We start from the raw sequence: 17,140 nt of genomic DNA, 5'->3' as shown, positions 1-17,140 counted from the left end.
GTATTCAGTTGTTGTTCTGCTCATGAAGTTGTGTGTGCGGTTATCAGCGGAGGAGCGAGAGCACCGACTGCGGCGCCTGGTTGGCCTGCGCCAGCATCGAGGTGCCGGCCTGGGACAGGATCTGGGCCCGGGTGAACGAGACCATCTCCTGCGCCATGTCGGTGTCACGGATGCGCGACTCCGACGCCGACAGGTTCTCGACCGCCACGTTCAGGTTGTTGATCGTGTGCTCGAACCGGTTCTGGTAGGCACCCAGCGTGGCCCGCTGGGTGGAGACCTGACCGATCGCGGTGTCGAGGAGGTCGATCGCCCCCGACGCGTTGTTCACCAGGTCGACCCCGCCGAGACCGAGCGCGGAAGCGTCGACCTTCGCGATCGAGATCCGGATCTGCTCGGCGGAGTTGTTGTTGGCACCCACCTGGAACGTTCCGCCACCGGTACCGGTGGTGGTCGAGGTGCCACCGTTGGCCATGCCGATCGCGTTAGCGCCCGTGGCGATGATGAACTCCCCGCCGGTGTTGGCGGCGGTCAGCGCCTTGTCCGAGGTGAGCTCGATCTTCCAGACCCCGCCACCGTTGTCGGTGACGTTCGCCTTCATCGTGCCGGCCGAGAACCCGTCGGCGGTGAGCGCCGCGTCCAGTCCGTCCTGCACGGCCTTCTGGTAGGCACCGGCGGAGCTGTAGGTGCCGGCCGCGACGGTGACGGTGAGGTCGCCGCTCGGCGCGGCGAACGTGCCGTCGGACTTCTGGAAGCTGGTGCCGGTCGCCGTGATGGTGAACTCGTCGTCCGTGCCCGCCACGACCGTCACGCCGCTGGTGGCGCCGGTGATCGCGCCGGAGAGGCTCGCCGACGTGTTGCCGTAGGTGCCGTCGAGCAGCTTCGACTTGCCGAACGAGGTGGTCGAACCGATCCGGTCCAGCTCCGAGGAGAGCTGGTTGAACTCGGTCTGAGCCGCCGTGCGGGCCTCGGTGTTCTGCGAACCGGTGTTGTTCGCCTGAACGCCCAGGTCACGCATACGCTGCAGGATCGCGTGCACCTCGGTGAGCGCGCCTTCAGCCGTCTGCACGACGCTGACACCCTCCTGCGCGTTGCGAACGGCGACCTTGAGGCCACCGATCTGGGCGCGCAGGCCCTCGCTGATGGACAGACCCGCCGCGTCGTCGGCCGCCCGGTTGATCCGGAAGCCGCTGGAGAGCTTCTCCAGGGACTTGGACATCTGGCCGTCGGTGACGGACAGGTTCCGGTAGGCGTTCTGAGCGGCGATGTTCTGGTTAATGCGCAGACCCATGGAATTTTCCTCCTTGATTTCGGGTCCCTGCCGGCCCATCCGTGAGCCGTACGCCGAATGAATCGGCGGCAGGTGGTCTGGCTGTAGAAATCTGTGCGGACTTCTTTGCGATCGCGGTCGGCGTCAGGCCGAGACCGCGACCGGGAGCCCGAACTGGTCGGTCATGGCCAGCCGGCTGCGCAGGTCACCGCGGGCGGCGATCTGCGCGTAGTAGGCGGTGCGGCGCCGCGCGACGCAGCCGTCCGGACGCTCCTGCTCGCCGACGAGGTCCGGGTCGAGCTGGGTGTTGAGGCCGTCCCGGAGCAGCTGCAGCGCCTCGGCCCGCAGCTGCGAGACGCGCGAGCCGGTCACCCCGAGCTCCTCGGCGATCTCCGCCATCGGGCGCTCCAGCAGGAAGTACTGCTGGACCACGTACTTCAGCCGCTCCGGCAGCGCCTCGATCGCGTCGTGCAGGTAGCCGACCCGCTCCCGGTGCAGCAGCAGCTCCTCCGGGCCCGAGGTCCGCTCGATCACCATCTCCTCGGCGGCGCCGGCGGTGAAGCCCTGCAGGCTCAGCACCACGGCGCGCTGCACGTCCTCCTCGACCGCCTCGAGCTCGTCCACCCCGATCCCGAGGTACGCGGCCAGCTCGCCCGGCTCCGGCGTGCGGCCCAGCGCCGCGGTCAGCTCCTGGCGGGCGGTCTCGGCGCGGCGGGCGCGGTGCCGTACGGAGCGGCTGGCCCAGTCCAGGCCGCGCAGCTCGTCGAGGAGGCCGCCGCGGATCCGGGTGGTGGCGAAGCGGGCGAAGGGGATGCCGCGCTCCGGGTCGTACGCCCGGGCGGCGGAGACCAGCGCGGCCAGGCCGGCAGAGGTCAGGTCGTCGCGGTTGACGTGTGCCGGCAGCCGGTGGAGCAGCTCGCGGACCAGATGTCCGACAAGAGGCATGTGCGAACGGATCAACTCTTCCCGTTCGCGGTCGATGGGGGTGGCGGCCGAGACAGCGGTCATGGGTTTCCCTCCGTGGCGGGCGACCCGTTTTCGCGGGGCGCACCGAACCTGACTGGGGAAACCCTCGGTGACCGTGGGTTCTAGTCGGTTTCACGTTCCGTTGCCGATGGGTTGCCGTTGTTCACCCGATCCGTGCCCGGACCCGACGAAGTCCTCATAACGGAGGACCGGCTGCCGACCAGAAGCACGACGGAGGGCGCGCGAGTGGGCGCGCCCGTGGCGGCGGAGGCTAAGCGTGAGCCTGACGGAACTGTCCAGCGTTCTGTGGCGTACCCGGGAGCTGTTGGAACTGCTCCTGTTCAAGCTGGAGGAGGAGCAGTTGCTGCTCGCCTCCGGCCGGTCCCGGTGGTTGGCGCACGCCACCCGGGAGGTGGAGCTGGTGCTGGACCAGATCCGGCAGGTGGAGGTGCTGCGTGCCACGCACGCGCAGGCCGCCGCGCTGGAGCTCGGCCTGGACGCGTACGCCAGCCTCGGCCAGCTCGCCGACACCGCGCCGATGCCGTGGTCGGAGATGCTGCACCAGCACCGCAAGGCGTTCCTGACCCTCACCGCGGAGATCTCCGGTCTCGCCGAGACGAACCGCGAGCTGATCACCGTCGGGCAGCGGGCCGTCCGGGAGACGATGCTCGCCGTCGCCGGCTCCGTCGAGACCTACGGCCCGCAGGGCCAGACCGTTCCCGGGGCGCGCCGCGCCCACCTGGTGGATGAGGCGATCTGATGAGCAGCACTTTCTCGGGCATCTCCGGCGCGCTCAGCGCCCTGCACGCCGCGCGGCGCGGACTGGACACCGCCGGGCAGAACATCGCGAACGCCAACACCGCGGGTTACAGCCGGCAGCGCGTCGACCTGCAGGCGGTCGGCGGACAGACCGTCCCGGCCCTCTTCGCCACCGACCCGGGCACGACCGGCGGGGTCGCCGTGCGCGGCGTGGTCCGGCTGCGCAACGACTTCCTGGAGACCCGGGCGCGCGTCGAGCACACCCAGAGCGCCTACCTGGACGCGAAGCGCCAGGTGTACGCCCGGATCGAGGACGTCTTCGCGGAGCCCAGCGACACCGCGCTGCAGTCGCAGCTCGCCGACTTCTGGGCGGGCTGGGACGACGTCGCCAACCACCCCGGTGACCAGGCGGCGCGTACGCAGCTGATCCAGCGCGGCTCGGTCGTCGCGGACGGGCTGCGGTCGGCGCACGAGGGGCTGGAGTCGCAGTGGCGCACGATCCGCACCCAGGGCGACGCCTACGTCCGGGACGTCAACGACAGCGCCGCGACCGTCGCCGGGCTCAACCGGACGATCCAGCGGGCCCAGGCCGCCGGGGTGCCGGTGAACGAGCTCGCCGACGAGCGCGACCTGCACCTGCTCAAGCTCGCCCAGCTGGTCGGCGCCACCGCGACGGCCCGTCCGGACGGCACGGTTGACGTGATCCTGGACGGCTCGGCGCTGGTCAGCGGCGCGAACTCCCGCCGGATCGAGATGGTCGGCGCCGGCCAGCTCGCCGACGCGACCGCCAGCCCGGTGCAGGTGCGCTGGGCCGACACCCAGGGCACCGTCGTTCCGGGCGGCACGATCGCGGCCACCACGGAGATCCTCAACGACATCCTGCCCGGCTACGCCAAGGGGCTGGACGACGTGGCGTTCAAGCTCGCCGACCTGATCAACACGCAGCACCAGGCCGGCTTCGACGTCGACGGCGCCGCCGGCAAGCCGTTCTACACCGGCACCACCGCGGCCACGCTGCGCGTGGGGGTCACCCAGCGCGAGGTGGCGATCGCCAGCTCGTCGGCGGCGGTCCCGGCGGGCGCCCGGCTGGACGGGTCGAACGCCGACAAGCTCAGCGAGATCGGCCGGCGGATCGACGGGGCGGACGCGCTCTACCGCGAGCTCGTGGTCGGCCTCGGGGTCGCCGCCGTCGCCACCGAGCGACGTTCCGAGATCCAGGCCAGCGTGACGGCCAACGTCGACGCCGCCCGCGTGGCCGAGTCCGGGGTGAACCTCGACGAGGAGATGACCAACCTGCTGGGCCACCAGCGGGCGTACGAAGCGGCGTCCCGGGTGCTCACCACCCTCGACGGGATGCTCGACACCCTCATCAACCGCACCGGCCTGGTCGGAAGGTAGTCATGGCCATTAATTTGCGCGTCACCCAGCAGTCCATCGCGACCCGGGTGATGACCGGCCTGCAGGGCAACCTCGGCCGCATCGGCGACCTGCAACAGCAGCTCTCCAGCGGCAAGATCCTGTCGCGCCCCTCCGACTCGCCCACCGGCACCGTCTCGGCGATGCAGTTGCGCGGCGAGATGCGCGCGACCCAGCAGCACGCCCGGAACGCGGAGGACGGCCTGGGCTGGCTGAACACCATCGACTCCACGCTGACCAGCGTTTCGACGCAGGTGAACCGCGTCCGCGACCTGACGCTGCAGGCCAACTCGGCGGGCGCGTCGAGTGCGCCCGAGGCGCGCGAGGCGCTCGCGGTCGAGGTGGAGAACATCCGCGAGGCGCTGATCGCGTTGGCCAACACCCGCTACCTGGACCGTCCCGTGTTCGGCGGTACCACGGCGGGCGGCGCCGCGTACGACGCGAACGGGGCGTACGTGGGCGACGCCGGCCGGGTCTACCGTACGGTCGGGGACGGCACCAAGGTGCGCGTCGACGCCAACGGGCCGGAGGCGTTCGGCACCGGGCCGCAGCAGCTGTTCAACGTGCTCACGTCGATCGCGACGAACATGAGGGAAAACGCGGGATCTCTTGGCGGGGACCTGGACAATCTGGACGGCGTTATTAGTAGCATCAGGACGCAACTCGCCGACGTCGGCGCCCGGGCCAACCGGGTGACCAACATGCGCCAGACCGCGGAGGACAGGCTATTGACGCTCAAGACCCAGCTGTCCGACGTCGAGGACATCGACCTGCCGGAGACCATCATGCAGCTCAAGCTGCAGGAGGTGGCGTACCAGGCGGCGCTGGCCGCGACCGCGAAGGTCGTGCAGCCGTCGCTGATGGATTTCCTACGGTGAGCCGCCCATGGTGATCCCCGCCGCCGCATCCGACCGGTCCGGTGACGTGCCGGTGCAGTCCGGCGCGGCCCCGGCCGCGGACACGCTGCCGACGATCGAGCTGGTCCGTCCGATGCCGGGATTCCCCGGCCACCGCAGGTTCGTCCTCGTCCGCTTGGACGCGGACGGCCTGCTGTACGCGTTCACCTCGGCGGACGATCCGCAGCTGCGCTTCATGGTGGTGCCGCCGCCGGCGTTCTTCCCGGACTACGCGCCGGAGATCGATGATGAGACCATGCACCTGCTCGGGGTCGACGACCCCGAGCAGGTGCTCGTGCTGCTGGTGGTGACGGTCGGGGAGTCGCCCAGCGACGCGACCGCCAACCTGATGGCGCCGATCCTCGTTGACCAGATCAACCGGCGGGCGGTCCAGGCGGTCCTGACCGGGAGCGGGCTGCCGGTCCGCGCGCCGCTCACGACGAGCTGACGGCAAACGGGCCGGGGCGCTCGCGTCCCACGATGCAAGGGGGGGAGCCGTCGTGCTCGTACTGACCCGCCGTACGGGCGAGAGCGTGATGATCGGCGATGACGTCGTCGTCACCGTGCTCGAGGTGCGCGGCGACGTGATCCGGCTCGGGATCCGCGCGCCGCGCGACATCCAGGTGCACCGCGAAGAGGTCTACCGGGAGCTGCAGGCGGCCAATCAGGAGGCGGCGTCGCCGAGCGAGGACGCGGTGCGCAACCTGACCCAGCTGCTGCGCCCACCATCCGCCGGTCGCTGATCCGGCTCTCCAACGACATGGGCCGCACCCGATTTCTCGGGTGCGGCCCATGTCGCGTGGCTCGGATCAGAAGTAGACGCCCCGGGGCGCGAGGAACGTGCGCGGGTTGACCGCGTTCGCCCGCGTCGCCGGCGCGGCGCCGGTGTGCACCTCGAAGTGCAGGTGCGGCCCGGACGAGTTGCCGGAGCTGCCGACGTAGCCGATGACCTGGCCGGCGTTGACCCACTGGCCCACCCGCACCGCGGGCTTACGGACCATGTGGCAGTAGCGGGTCACGACCCGGTTGGCGTGCTGAATCTCCATGTACCACCCGCAGCCGTACACGCTCGGTGAGCCGTCGACGTCGCAGGTCCGACCGGAGGTGTTGCACTCGACCAGGATGACCGTGCCGCTGGCCGCGGCCAGGATCGGCGTGTTGCGCCGGACCGAGAAGTCGACGCCGTCGTGGGTGGGGCGCTCTTTGGTGCGGTACCCGCTGCCGCCCGGCCCCGGCACCGGGTTGACCCAACCTCGCAGGGAGGCGGGCAGCGGTGCGCACTTCGGCGGGGTGTAGTTCCGCTCGACGTACGCGTCCGAGATGTATGTGCCGTTGCTGAGCCGGTCCCAGAGGTCGGTGTTCCGGACGCTGCCGTTGATCTGCTGCCCGACCAGCTGGCACGAGATCGTGACCGAGCTGCCGTCGGGCAGGCTCCCGGTCACCGGCGCGTTGGTGGTGGGTCCGTACCGGACGTTCAGCGTCACGCCGTCGGTGTCGATCTTCGCGGCCGCGGGCGTCCGTGTCGCGGTCGGCGTCGGAGTCGGGGTCGGAGTCGGGGTGGGCGTGGGGGTCGGGGTGGGCTTCGCCACCACGGGCTGGGTGCACGAGGGCGGGGTCACGGAGCGCTTCACGAACGCGTCCGCCACGTAGGCGCCGTTCGGCATCCGGTTCCACATCCTGCTCGTCCGGACGTCGCCCCGGACGTTCTGCCCGGCCTGCTGACAGACCAGCGTGATCCGGCTGCCGTCGCGCAGCGTTCCCTTCTTGAGCGATGTCGTGGTCGCCCCGGCGCGCACGTTGAGCAGGGCCCCCCGCGTGTAGATCTGTCCCACCGTGCTCGCACTCGGGCTGGGGGTGGGGGTGGCAACCTTCTGGTCGCACCGCGGCGGGGTCAGCGAACGGCGGATGAAGGCGTCCGCGACGTATCTGCCGTTCGTCAGCCGGTTCCACATCGTGCTCGTCCGGACGTCGCCGCGGACGTTCTGCCCCGGCTGCTGACAGACGATCGTGACGGTGGCGCCGTGCCGCAGGGTGCCCTTCGCGGCGGTGCCGCTCGACGTCCCGGTTCGAATGTTGAGCAACGCGCCCTTCGTGTTGACCTGGCCGGTGACGTTGCCGGCCGCGACGGCGGCCGGCGCCGCGGCCACGATGCCACCCCCCACGATCGGCCCCGCCATCACGAGCAGGCCGAGGAGGCTCTGATGTCGACGTTTCATGGAGTACGTCCCCTCAATTGCGCGTCCGGTGCGCGCCACAGGGGGACAGGCTGCCGAGCGAGGGCTGACAGTCCGGGTGCCCGACGGTCGCAGGGCGGTTGCAGCGTTGTCCCCGTACGGGTGGTGTGCGGCGAAACGCTCGAAATGCGCTTGACCTGTCCGAATTCATGAGGTGTATCCACTAGCTCCCGTACGGAGGTTTCCCATGAGGCGACTGGCCGATCTCGGTGTCGCGAGGCGGTTGTCACTGATCGTGGCCACCGGTGCGCTCACGGCGGCCACGGTCGCCGCGACGGGCATGTTCTCCCAGCAGTCGCTCACCAACCAGGCGGAGCACGTCCGCAACCTGGAGGCCGCGAAGGGTGCGCTCAACCACCTGGACACGCGGCAGAGCGAGCTCAAGGTCGACGCGTACCGGGCGGTGATCGGCGGGGCGATGGCGACGGTCGTCGGTGAAACCCCGAACGACGTGGCGTCGGCGGCAGCGGCGTTGGCCGCGGTCGAGGCGCTGCCGCTCCCGGCCGCCGTGCGCACGCGGCTCGACGCCGTAAAGCCGGACGTGCAGGACTTCGGCCAGTTCGTCCAGGAGTTCGTCACCGCCGCGCAGACCGACCGGGCGGCGGTGCGGGAGCGGATGGCCGCGATCGCCGAGCGCAACCGCAAGGTCGACGATGAGCTCGGCTCGCTGCGCGAGGCCCTGGACGCGGAGATCGCGCAGGCGCGCGCCGAAATGAGCAGCACGGTCTCGACGGCCCGGATCACCGCGGTCGTTGTCTTCGTCGCCGGAATCGCGCTGCTCCTGCTGCTCTCGGTCCCGCTGACCCGATCGATCATCCGGCCGGTGCGACGGGTCGGCCACGTCGTCGCCGGGCTCGCCGAGGGCGACCTGACCCGGCGGACCGGCGTGTCCAGCCGGGACGAGCTGGGACGGATGGCGGCCGGACTCGATCAGGCGATGGAGCGGCTGAGCTCCTCGTTCCACGAGATGGGCGGCAACGCCGACACGCTGGCCAGCGCGGCGACTCAGCTCTCCGCCGTCAACGCCCAGATCGTCGGCGCGGTGCAGGAGACCAACGCGCAGACCACGTCGGCGTCGGCGCAGGCGGACGAGATCTCGCGGCACGTGCAGACGGTCGCGGCCGGCTCGGAGGAGATGGGGCTGTCGATCCGGGAGATCTCCCGGAGCACCAACGAGGCGGCCGAGATCGCCGGCGTCGCGGTGACCGAGGCGGCACGGGCGACCGGGACGGTGGAGCAGCTCGGCACGTCGTCGGCCGAGATCGGGAACGTGCTGAAGCTGATCACCTCCATCGCCGAGCAGACGAACCTGCTGGCGCTGAACGCGACGATCGAGGCCGCTCGCGCCGGCGACGCCGGTAAGGGCTTCGCCGTGGTCGCGAGCGAGGTGAAGGACCTGGCCCAGGAGACCGCGCGGGCCACCGAGGACATCAGCGCGCGCGTCACCGCGATCCAGAACGACACCGGCGAGGCGGTCGAGGTGATCAAGCGGATCAGCGAGGTCATCGGAAAGATCCACGAGTACCAGACGACGATCGCCAGCGCCGTGGAGGAGCAGACCGCCACCACCCAGGAGATGAGCCGCAGCATCGCCGAGGTGGCATCGGGATCCGCCCGGATCGCCGGCAACATCTCGCAGGTGGCGAGCACGAGTGAGGCCTCGCTGGGTGGGGTCGGTCAGGCCGGCCACGCCAGCGGCGAGGTCGCGCGGACCGCGGAGCAACTGCGGATGCTGGTCAGTCAGTTCCGGGTGGGGTGAGCCGGGGCGGCGGCGTCGGTGCGGCTCGGGTGTTCTGCACCCGAGCCGCACCTTTCCCATACCGCCGGGGAAACGGCCGGGCCGTTGAGTGGTGGGTATCACCAGAGGAGGTCCGATGTCCCGCACGATGCTGTTCACTGCCCGTGCCGAGGCTCTGTGCGCCTCTTCCGCCCCGACCGGCGCCGCCCTCGACCGCACCGCCGCCGACGCCGCGATCGAGGAGGCCGTGCGCGCTCACGGCGTGCGCGGGTGCGCGGCGGAGATGGCGTACGAATACGGCGAGCATCCGGAAATCACCATGCGGCGGATGCGGTGGGCGCTGGAGCTCGTCAACGCGCTCTACGGGCCGGCCGCGGTCGGGGAGCGCCCGCCGGCGTCCTAGCCGAGCGGGCGCGTCCCGGCCGCCGGCTCCAGCCGCAGCACCAGCCGCGCGCCGTGCGGCTCGGCCGCCTCGTACCGGATGGTCCCGCCGTTGGCCTCCACCAGGTGCCGGGCGATGAAGAGCCCGAGCCCGCCGCCGCGACCGAACCGGTCGAACAGCCGGGACTCGGCGTCGGCCGGGACACCCGGGCCGTGGTCCCGCACGCTGAGCGCCACCGTCTCGCCGTGCCGCCGCGCGGTGATCTCGACCGGCGGCTCCCCGTGCCGGAGCGCGTTCGAGACGAGGTGCCGCACGATCTGGTAGAGATGCGATCGGTCGCCGAGCGCGTAGAGCTCCGGGTCGACGGTGACGGAGATCGGGGGAGTGGGCGCGGCGAGCGCCCCGACAACGCTCTCGACGACGTCGGCGACCGGGACGGGGGCGCGCCGGGCGGTGACCGCGCCGGCCTCGAGCTGGAAGAGCAGCGTCAGATCCTGGACCATCGTGGTCAGTCGGCGGGTGTTCTTATCGATCTTCACCGCGAGCTCGAAGCGGGTGTCGTCGGGCAGCTCCGGCCAGTCCGCGGCGAGCAGCTCCGCCAGGCTCGCCATCGAGCTGAGCGGCTGCGAGATCTCGTGCGACACCATCGCCATCAGGTCGGACTTGAAGGCCGTGCCCCGCTCGAGCCGTCGGTTCGCGTGCCGTAGCTCGTCGTTGACCTGCTCCAGCGCGCTCGCGTGCGCGGCGAGGAAGTCCTCGGCGCGCTTCCGATCCGTGATGTCCACATAGGTGGCGACGTAGGCGCGCGGCCGGCCGTCCTCGCCGGGCACCTCGGCGCTCGCCGCGAGCACCGGCAGCGTGGTGCCGTCGGGGCGTACCACCAGCTCGTCCGAGCCGCTCGCGACCTCGGGCTCCCACGGATACGGCGGGCGCTGTCCGATGAGCTCGGTCCGCGACCGCCCGGAGAGCTCGCACCAGCGCCGGTTCACCTCGATGACCGCCCGGTCGGCGTCGAACACCACCACGCCCTCGTTCAGCGACTGCAGCAGCGTCCGGGTGAAGTCCCGCTCGTCGGCGAGGTCGGCGAGGAGCTGCCGGCGGCGGGCGTCGGTTTCGTTCAGCGCCCGCACCGTGCCGGCCACGATGAAGACCAGGATCAGGATGGTCAGCACGGTGCTGATGGTGATCGCGGCGCCCGGGCCGAGCCCGGCCCGGACGGCCGCCATGCTGAGCATGCCGGTACCGAACGGCAGCAGGATCAGCGCGGGGGCGAGCCGGCGCGCGACGACGTTGCCCGGGCCGCCGCCGAAGAACGCCTTCAGCGGGCCCTGCTCGGGGCGGGCGAACATGATGCCCAGCGAAAGCTCGAGCATGGTGAACGAGGTGAGCAGGGGCATCGCGGCCAGCGCCCCCGCGTCGGGCTGGTACGCCTGCTCGAAGACGTACCCCAGCATGGCGACCAGGGCGACACCGGCGGCGGCGGTGAGCAGCGCGCCGGTGAGCAGGACCCGCCACCGCGGTTCGGTGTGGAGGGCGACCAGCGCCGCCCCGTTGAGCAGGAGCGCGACGGAGGCGGCCGCGCCGAGCTGGTCATGCGCGGTCGCGGACGGCCCCAGCAGCCAGCCGGCCGCGGCGTCCGTGGCGGCGTGCGCGACCGGCTGGGCGAGACCGAGCAGGCCGATCGCCGCGGTCAGGGCGCCGCAGACCCGGCCGGCCGATCGTCGCGCGAGGCCGGGGCGCGGCGTGGCCAGCAGCAGCAGGGCGACACCGCCGAGGAGGAGACCGACGGCCACGGACGGGGCCAGCGGAACGACGGTCGGCATGCCGGGGAGCTGTGCCGCGTGGACGGTGCGCCACTCGGCGAGGGCCATCAGACCGATCAGCGCCACGGCGATGCCGGCGCCGATCGACAGCACGGTGCGGAGTCGGGCGTAATCCGCCCAGAAACCGGCCACCGTGGTGCCCTCAGTCCGGGCCACGGGATGTAATTGGGGTCCGATCGCCCGAAACGGCACGAAGTTGATCGTAACAGCGAAAGTCAAAAATAAGCGTTATTGACGTTTTACTTCGACTGTCGCCATTTCCGGCGCCGCGCCTAGCGCGGCGCCGGCTTCGCGCCCGCCCACTCGAAACCGTCCTCCACGCGGACCTGCCGCGCGACGCCCAGGATCCGCACGGCGTGCCGGTTCGCGTGATGCCCACAGAACGCCAGCTCGCCGCCGCTGGTCAGCTGCAGGCTGAGCCGGGCCGCGGCCCCGCACCCGTCGCAGGAGTCCGGTACGGACGCGACCACCTCGACCCGCAGCGACGGCACCAGCACCGGTCTCATGGGCGGCCTCCTTGGCGTACCGATTCAACTCACGGGGCAGATCGGCCGTACCGGCACCGGCGTTAGTGATTGGCGCGGGAACCGACGTGGCGAAGAACTCGTGGACCGGCCCGGCGCCGGGCGGCGGCGTCGGCAACCCCGCGGCAACCGCCAGGCACCCGCGCGGCTCCCGGCGCCCCGCACGATCGGGGCACCGAATCCTCGCCGCGAAGGGAAGCCGATGCTCCACGACCGACGCGTCCGGCCCGCCGCCCGCGCCGTGCTCACCGGCACGGTCACGCTACTGGCCCTGACCGCAGCCCCGGTTCCCGCGCAGGCCCGTCCGGCCGACGGCGTCATCCTGGGCGAGAATGCGCCCGGTGCGGTGAGCGACAGCTACATCGTGGTGTTCCGGGCCGACGCTCCGGAATCGCGCCGCGCGGCCGCCGCGGCGGGGGAGCTGACCCGCCGGTACGGCGGCAGCGTGCGCTCGTCGTTCACCGCGACCGTCCGTGGCTTCTCCGCGCGCATGCCCGCGACCGCCGCCCGGCGGTTGGCCGCCGATCCCGCGGTGGCCTACGTGGAGCAGGACCGGGTGGCCCGGGTCGCGCAGGTGCAGACGGACCCGCCGTGGGGGCTCGACCGGCTCGACCAGACCGGGCTGCCGCTGTCCGGCACGTACGATCCGCCCGGCTCGGACGGTGTGACGGTGTACGTGCTCGACACCGGCGTGCGGATCAGCCACCAGGATTTCGGCGGCCGGGCGCGGCACGGCTGGGACTTCATCGACAACGACGCGGACGCCAGCGACTGCCACGGCCACGGCACGCACGTCGCGGGCACGGTCGGCGGCACGACGTACGGCGTCGCCAAGCAGGCACGGCTGGTCGGGGTCCGGGTGCTCAACTGCAGCGGCTCCGGTCTCTACTCCCAGATCATCGCGGGGGTGGACTGGGTCACCGCGAACGCCGTGAAGCCCGCGGTGGCGAACATGAGCCTGGGCGGTCCGGCCAGCGCCGCCCTCGACGACGCCGTGCGTCGCTCCATCGAGTCCGGCGTCACGTACGCGGTCGCGGCCGGCAACGACAATGTCGACGCCTGCGACCAGTCGCCGGCCCGCGCGCCGCTCGCCATCACCGTCGGCGCGTCGGACCGCACCGACGTACGCGCCTCGTTCTCCAACTACGGGACGTGCCTCGACCTGTTCGCCCCGGGCGTGTCCGTCGTGTCGGCGGGACATGCGGACGACTCCGCGGCCGTGACGAAGAGCGGCACCTCGATGGCGTCACCGCACGTCGCCGGCGTCGCCGCGCTGGTGCTCGCGGCGAATCCCGCCGCGACGCCGGCGCAGGTGCGGCAGGCGTTGGTCGGCGGGGCGACCGCCGGGAAGGTGGGGCAGGCGGGGACGGGGTCGCCGAACCTGTTGCTCCGCGCCGTGACCGAGGTGCCGCCGCCCCCGGTGACGGTCCCCGCCCCGAAGCCGGCCGCGGCGCCGGCGCGCTGCCGGCCGTTCATCGTCGCGCCGAGGAGCAGCATCCGGGACCACCGCACGACCACGAGCGCGCTGCGGGTGTCGAACTGCGCCGGCCGCGCGTCGAAGAGCACAAAGGTCTACGTGCGGATCAAGCACACGCACCGGGGGAGCCTGCAGCTCGACCTGATCGCCCCGGACGGGTCGACGTACCGCCTGAAGAACGTGCGGCGCGGCGACTCCGCCAACAACATCGCCTCCACCTTCACCGTCAACGCGTCGCGGGAGGTCCGCACCGGCGTCTGGCGGCTGCGGGTGCGGGACACCTCGTGGCGGGACCACGGACAGCTGCTCTCCTGGACCTTCACCCCGTAACCAGGGTCGTCCTGCGGCGGCACCGGCGCGGGATAGTGACTTTGCAGCCTGCGGTTCGACTTTCACCGTCCTCGACTGGACTTTCGCGCGGCGCGCCGGGCCGTTCAGTTGATGATCTCAGACCGGAGGTGTGATCCTGATCTGCACCTGAATGCCCAAAATTGACACGCTGACCGTGATTTCCTGTTACCCGGACGTCACGTCCGGCGTTCGCCGACTGATCACTGCGCGCTGCCCCCGGCCGCCGCATCAGTGGCCGTAGGAGGAAGCATGGTTGTCGCGGCATCCGGTCGGCGGGTGCGGGCGGTGACCCGTTGGGCGGTCCCCTCCGGGCCGGTTCGCCGGCTGCTCGCCGTCGAGGCGCTGCTGGGTCTCGTGGCGCTGCTCGTACCGCGGGGGCCGCGGGACCTCCTCGCCCTGACCATGGCCGTGATCGGCATCGTGGCGATGGGTTTCGGTCTCCGGCGGCATCGCCCTACTCCGCTCATCGGCTGGTGGGTGCTGTTCGCCAGCGCGATGACCACCTTCGCCGCGGCGTGCGCCGTGCACGCGCTGCCGCGTGGATCCGCCGTACCCGGCGCACTCTTCATGGTCACGCACGTGCTGGTCATCGCCGGGCTGGCGTTGGTCGGGCGGCCCGCCGGGCGCAACCGCGGTTGCGCCGACCTGCTGGACGCGGCCGTGGTCGCCGCGGCCCTCTTCCCGCTGCTCTGGGTCCTGGTGATCGCGCCGGCGCTCTCCGCCGAGGGTGTCTCGATGACCTGGGCGCTGGTCTTCCCGTTCGCGAACCTCCTGACGATGATCCTGGCCGTCCGACTGGTCTTCGCCGGCGGTCTGCGGCACCGCGCCGCCGTCTGGCTGCTGCTCGGCGCGGGTTCGCTGCTGGCGTTGAACATCAGCCTGCTCGTCGGCCCGCTGCTGCACGGCGCGGCCCAGCCCAACATCGCGGCCGCCCTGTTCTGGGTGGGGCATCCGGTCGCGTTCGGACTCGCCGGGCTGCGCCCGTCGCACGCCACGTCGGCGACCGGTTCGACCGACACGCCGCAGCCGCAGACCGCGATCTCGCTGCCCCGGCTGGTGTTGCTGGGCGCGCTGGCGATGGTGGTGCCGCTGGTCTGCGTGGTCGCGTACTACCGCTCGCCGCGCGGCGGCCTGACCTGGGCCGATTACAACGCGCTGGCGTTCCTCGGCCCGCTGGTGCTGGTGGCGTTCGTGCTGGTGGGCCGGCTGGCCATCATCGCTCGCCTGGCGCAGCGGCGGGCCACCGAGCTCGGCCGGCAGGCGCGCGCGTTGGCCGAGGCCGCCCAGGCCCAGGAGACGCTGCAGCAGCAGCTCACCTACCGGGCGCTGCACGACCCGCTCACCGGCTTGGCCAACCGCGTCGTGCTGGCCGAGCGCGTGGAGTGGGCGCTGTCCCGGCGCACCGGCACCGGCCAGCACGCGCTGCTCCTGCTCGACTTGGACGAGTTCAAGGACGTCAACGACGACCTCGGGCACCCGATCGGCGACGAGGTGCTGATCGCGGCCGCGCACCGGCTGCTCGGCCTGGTGTCGCACGGTGGCACGGTGGCGCGGCTCGGCGGCGACGAGTTCGCGGTGCTGCTGGAGGACGTGGACGGCGCCCAGGCGGCGGCCGCCGCCGAGGAGATTCTCGCGGCCATGCGCCGCCCCTTCGACATCTCGGCCGGACAGCTCTTCCTGACCACCAGCATCGGGTTGTTGCTGGCCGAGACCGCCGACGGCCAGACGACGGCGTCCACCGCGCTGCGCGACGCGGACCTGGCGCTCAACGCGGCGAAGCGCGCCGGCAAGGACCGGATCGTCGCCTTCCAGTCTGCGTTGCGGGAGGCGCGGCTGGGCCACAGCCGGCTCAGCGCCGGGCTGCGACGCGCGATCACCAACGGCGAGTTCACCGTCCATTACCAGCCGCTGGTGGACCTCACGACCCGGCAGACCCACGCGGTCGAGGCCCTGGTGCGGTGGATCCCGCCGGAGGGAACGCCGGTCTCGCCCGCGGACTTCATCCCGGTCGCCGAGGAGACGGGGCTGATCCGCGAGATCGGGGCCTGGGTGCTGCGGCGCGCGTGCCAGGACGCGCGCGCCTGGTACGCCGCGGCCGGCGTCGCGGTCTCCGTGAACGTGTCCGGTCGCCAGCTGGTGGAGCCCGGCTTCGCCGACACCGTCATCGACGCGATCGCGGAGGCCGGTCTGCCGGGGCCGGCGCTGATTCTGGAGATCACGGAGACCAGCCTGATCGCGGCGGCGACGGTCTCGACCGCGGCGGCGCAGCTCAACGAGTTGCGCAAGCGCGGTATCCGGGTCGCGATCGACGACTTCGGCACGGGTTATTCGTCGCTGTCCTACCTCGCACAGCTGCCCGTGGACATCCTCAAGATCGACAGCTCGTTCACCCGGCACGGCGAGCGGCTCGACTTCGGCCCCGACGACTGGCCGTTCGCGCGGGCGATCGTCGCGCTCGGTCACGGTCTCAACCTCACCACGGTGGCCGAGGGGATCGAGACCGTCGAGCAGGCCGAGGCGCTGCGCGGGCTGCGGTGCCAGTTGGCGCAGGGGTACCTGTTCTCCCGGCCGGTCCCCGCCGAGGCGATCGACGCGCTGATCTCGGTGCCGCTGCCGCCGGATCCGGAGACCGCGCCGCAGTTCCGGATCGCGCCGCACGCGCGGCCGGCGCACCGCGTCGGCGACGCAAATGGGAACGATGTTGTGAAAACGCCAGATTCCCTGCTCCGGGGGGCTTAACGTCGTCAGGTATGACCGAAGGAGGGTCGATGCCTGAATCCGCGACTGCCCCGTTCCCGGCGACCGTGCTGGTCGTCGACGACGAGGAGGATCTGCGCGAAGTGATGCGCCGCATGCTGGAGCGGCGGGGCTATCGCACGCTGACCGCCGCGGGACCCGCGGAGGCCGAGGTGCTCTGCGAGCACCATGACGGGGTCATCGACCTCCTGTTGACCGACCTCGGCATGCCGGACGCCTCCGGCGGTGACCTGGCCCGCACCCTGACCCGGATGCGTCCCGACCTGCGCGTGGTCTTCGTGTCCGGGCTGCCGGCGGAGGTGGCGGTCGGCAAGGGGCTGCTCTCCATCGACGATCACCTCGTGCAGAAGCCGTTCACCTCGGAGGCGTTGGTCAGCGCCGTGCGGGACACCCTGCTCGCCGGGGCGCCGCTGACCGAGGGGGTGCTGGAACCGAGCTGACGCGTCCACCACCGGTCCGGCGGGGTGTCGGGTAACGGGTTAGCGCGGATAACGTGGTTATTCTTCGGATGTGCCCCTTCCCGCCAGCCTGAGGCGTATTCGCCCGGAAT

15 protein-coding genes are annotated in these 17,140 nt (G+C 71.6%); 10 read left to right on the top strand and 5 right to left on the bottom strand.

Annotation, left to right across the window (positions count from 1 at the left end; genetic code table 11):
- Positions 1 to 43 precede the first annotated feature (43 nt).
- A complete protein-coding gene (locus BLW47_RS25790; protein WP_091555593.1) occupies positions 44 to 1,288 on the bottom strand; it encodes a flagellin N-terminal helical domain-containing protein in 1,245 nt (414 codons plus the stop codon).
- 123 nt (positions 1,289 to 1,411) lie between these two features.
- Positions 1,412 to 2,275 (bottom strand): sigma-70 family RNA polymerase sigma factor, encoded by an 864-nt coding sequence (locus BLW47_RS12210; protein ID WP_091555591.1) that lies wholly within the window; start codon positions 2,273 to 2,275, stop codon positions 1,412 to 1,414.
- Between the two features lie 235 nt (positions 2,276 to 2,510).
- Between BLW47_RS12210 and flgN the strand changes: the two genes are divergently transcribed.
- From flgN to csrA, 5 genes are read left to right on the top strand one after another with little or no spacing between them, the layout of a single operon-like run.
- The gene (gene flgN / locus BLW47_RS12205; protein ID WP_091555589.1) at positions 2,511 to 2,993 is read left to right on the top strand and encodes a flagellar export chaperone FlgN; all 483 of its coding nucleotides are present in this window, start codon (positions 2,511 to 2,513) and stop codon (positions 2,991 to 2,993) included.
- Entirely contained in the window at positions 2,993 to 4,390 is a 1,398-nt protein-coding gene (flgK, locus tag BLW47_RS12200; RefSeq protein ID WP_091555587.1) for a flagellar hook-associated protein FlgK, read from the top strand. Before flgN ends, flgK begins: the two co-directional genes overlap by 1 nt.
- 2 nt (positions 4,391 to 4,392) lie before the next feature.
- On the top strand, positions 4,393 to 5,286 hold the full coding sequence (locus BLW47_RS12195) for a flagellin N-terminal helical domain-containing protein (protein WP_091555585.1): 894 nt from the start codon (positions 4,393 to 4,395) through the stop codon (positions 5,284 to 5,286).
- Between the two features lie 7 nt (positions 5,287 to 5,293).
- The gene (gene fliW, locus BLW47_RS12190) at positions 5,294 to 5,752 is read left to right on the top strand and encodes a flagellar assembly protein FliW (protein ID WP_091555584.1); all 459 of its coding nucleotides are present in this window, start codon (positions 5,294 to 5,296) and stop codon (positions 5,750 to 5,752) included.
- A 52-nt stretch (positions 5,753 to 5,804) separates the two neighbouring features.
- A complete protein-coding gene (gene csrA / locus BLW47_RS12185; RefSeq protein ID WP_091555581.1) occupies positions 5,805 to 6,047 on the top strand; it encodes a carbon storage regulator CsrA in 243 nt (80 codons plus the stop codon).
- A 66-nt stretch (positions 6,048 to 6,113) separates the two neighbouring features.
- On the opposite strand, the gene BLW47_RS25585 is transcribed toward csrA, so the two are convergent.
- Positions 6,114 to 7,520 (bottom strand): peptidoglycan DD-metalloendopeptidase family protein, encoded by a 1,407-nt coding sequence (locus BLW47_RS25585; RefSeq protein ID WP_245736590.1) that lies wholly within the window; start codon positions 7,518 to 7,520, stop codon positions 6,114 to 6,116.
- A 205-nt stretch (positions 7,521 to 7,725) separates the two neighbouring features.
- Here BLW47_RS25585 and BLW47_RS12175 point away from each other — a divergent pair, with 205 nt between their 5' ends.
- Complete coding sequence (locus tag BLW47_RS12175; protein ID WP_091555579.1) at positions 7,726 to 9,297, top strand: methyl-accepting chemotaxis protein; 1,572 nt, start codon at positions 7,726 to 7,728, stop codon at positions 9,295 to 9,297.
- A 115-nt stretch (positions 9,298 to 9,412) separates the two neighbouring features.
- Positions 9,413 to 9,679, top strand: coding sequence for a hypothetical protein (locus BLW47_RS12170; RefSeq protein WP_091555577.1), 267 nt, complete (start codon positions 9,413 to 9,415; stop codon positions 9,677 to 9,679).
- On the opposite strand, the gene BLW47_RS12165 is transcribed toward BLW47_RS12170, so the two are convergent.
- Both BLW47_RS12165 and BLW47_RS12160 read right to left on the bottom strand, forming a co-directional pair.
- Positions 9,676 to 11,637, bottom strand: coding sequence for a sensor histidine kinase (locus BLW47_RS12165; protein WP_091555576.1), 1,962 nt, complete (start codon positions 11,635 to 11,637; stop codon positions 9,676 to 9,678). The genes BLW47_RS12170 and BLW47_RS12165 overlap by 4 nt on opposite strands.
- Before the next feature lie 116 nt (positions 11,638 to 11,753).
- Positions 11,754 to 11,987, bottom strand: a complete 234-nt coding sequence (locus tag BLW47_RS12160) for a DUF7455 domain-containing protein (RefSeq protein ID WP_091555574.1) — start codon at positions 11,985 to 11,987, stop codon at positions 11,754 to 11,756.
- 220 nt (positions 11,988 to 12,207) lie between these two features.
- Here BLW47_RS12160 and BLW47_RS12155 point away from each other — a divergent pair, with 220 nt between their 5' ends.
- From BLW47_RS12155 to BLW47_RS12145, 3 genes are all read left to right on the top strand, one after another.
- The gene (locus BLW47_RS12155) at positions 12,208 to 13,812 is read left to right on the top strand and encodes a S8 family peptidase (protein ID WP_091555572.1); all 1,605 of its coding nucleotides are present in this window, start codon (positions 12,208 to 12,210) and stop codon (positions 13,810 to 13,812) included.
- Positions 13,813 to 14,082: 270 nt separating this feature from the next.
- The gene (locus BLW47_RS12150) at positions 14,083 to 16,572 is read left to right on the top strand and encodes a putative bifunctional diguanylate cyclase/phosphodiesterase (protein ID WP_139307252.1); all 2,490 of its coding nucleotides are present in this window, start codon (positions 14,083 to 14,085) and stop codon (positions 16,570 to 16,572) included.
- A gap of 29 nt (positions 16,573 to 16,601) precedes the next feature.
- Positions 16,602 to 17,030: a response regulator gene (locus BLW47_RS12145; RefSeq protein WP_091555567.1), complete on the top strand. Its 429-nt coding sequence runs from the start codon at positions 16,602 to 16,604 to the stop codon at positions 17,028 to 17,030.
- Positions 17,031 to 17,140: the final 110 nt, after the last annotated feature.

Source organism: Micromonospora pattaloongensis (assembly GCF_900107255.1).
Classification (GTDB): Bacteria; Actinomycetota; Actinomycetes; order Mycobacteriales; family Micromonosporaceae; genus Micromonospora_I; species Micromonospora_I pattaloongensis.
Note: the sequence above shows the minus strand (reverse complement) of the source record. Positions and strands in the feature narration are given on the sequence as shown.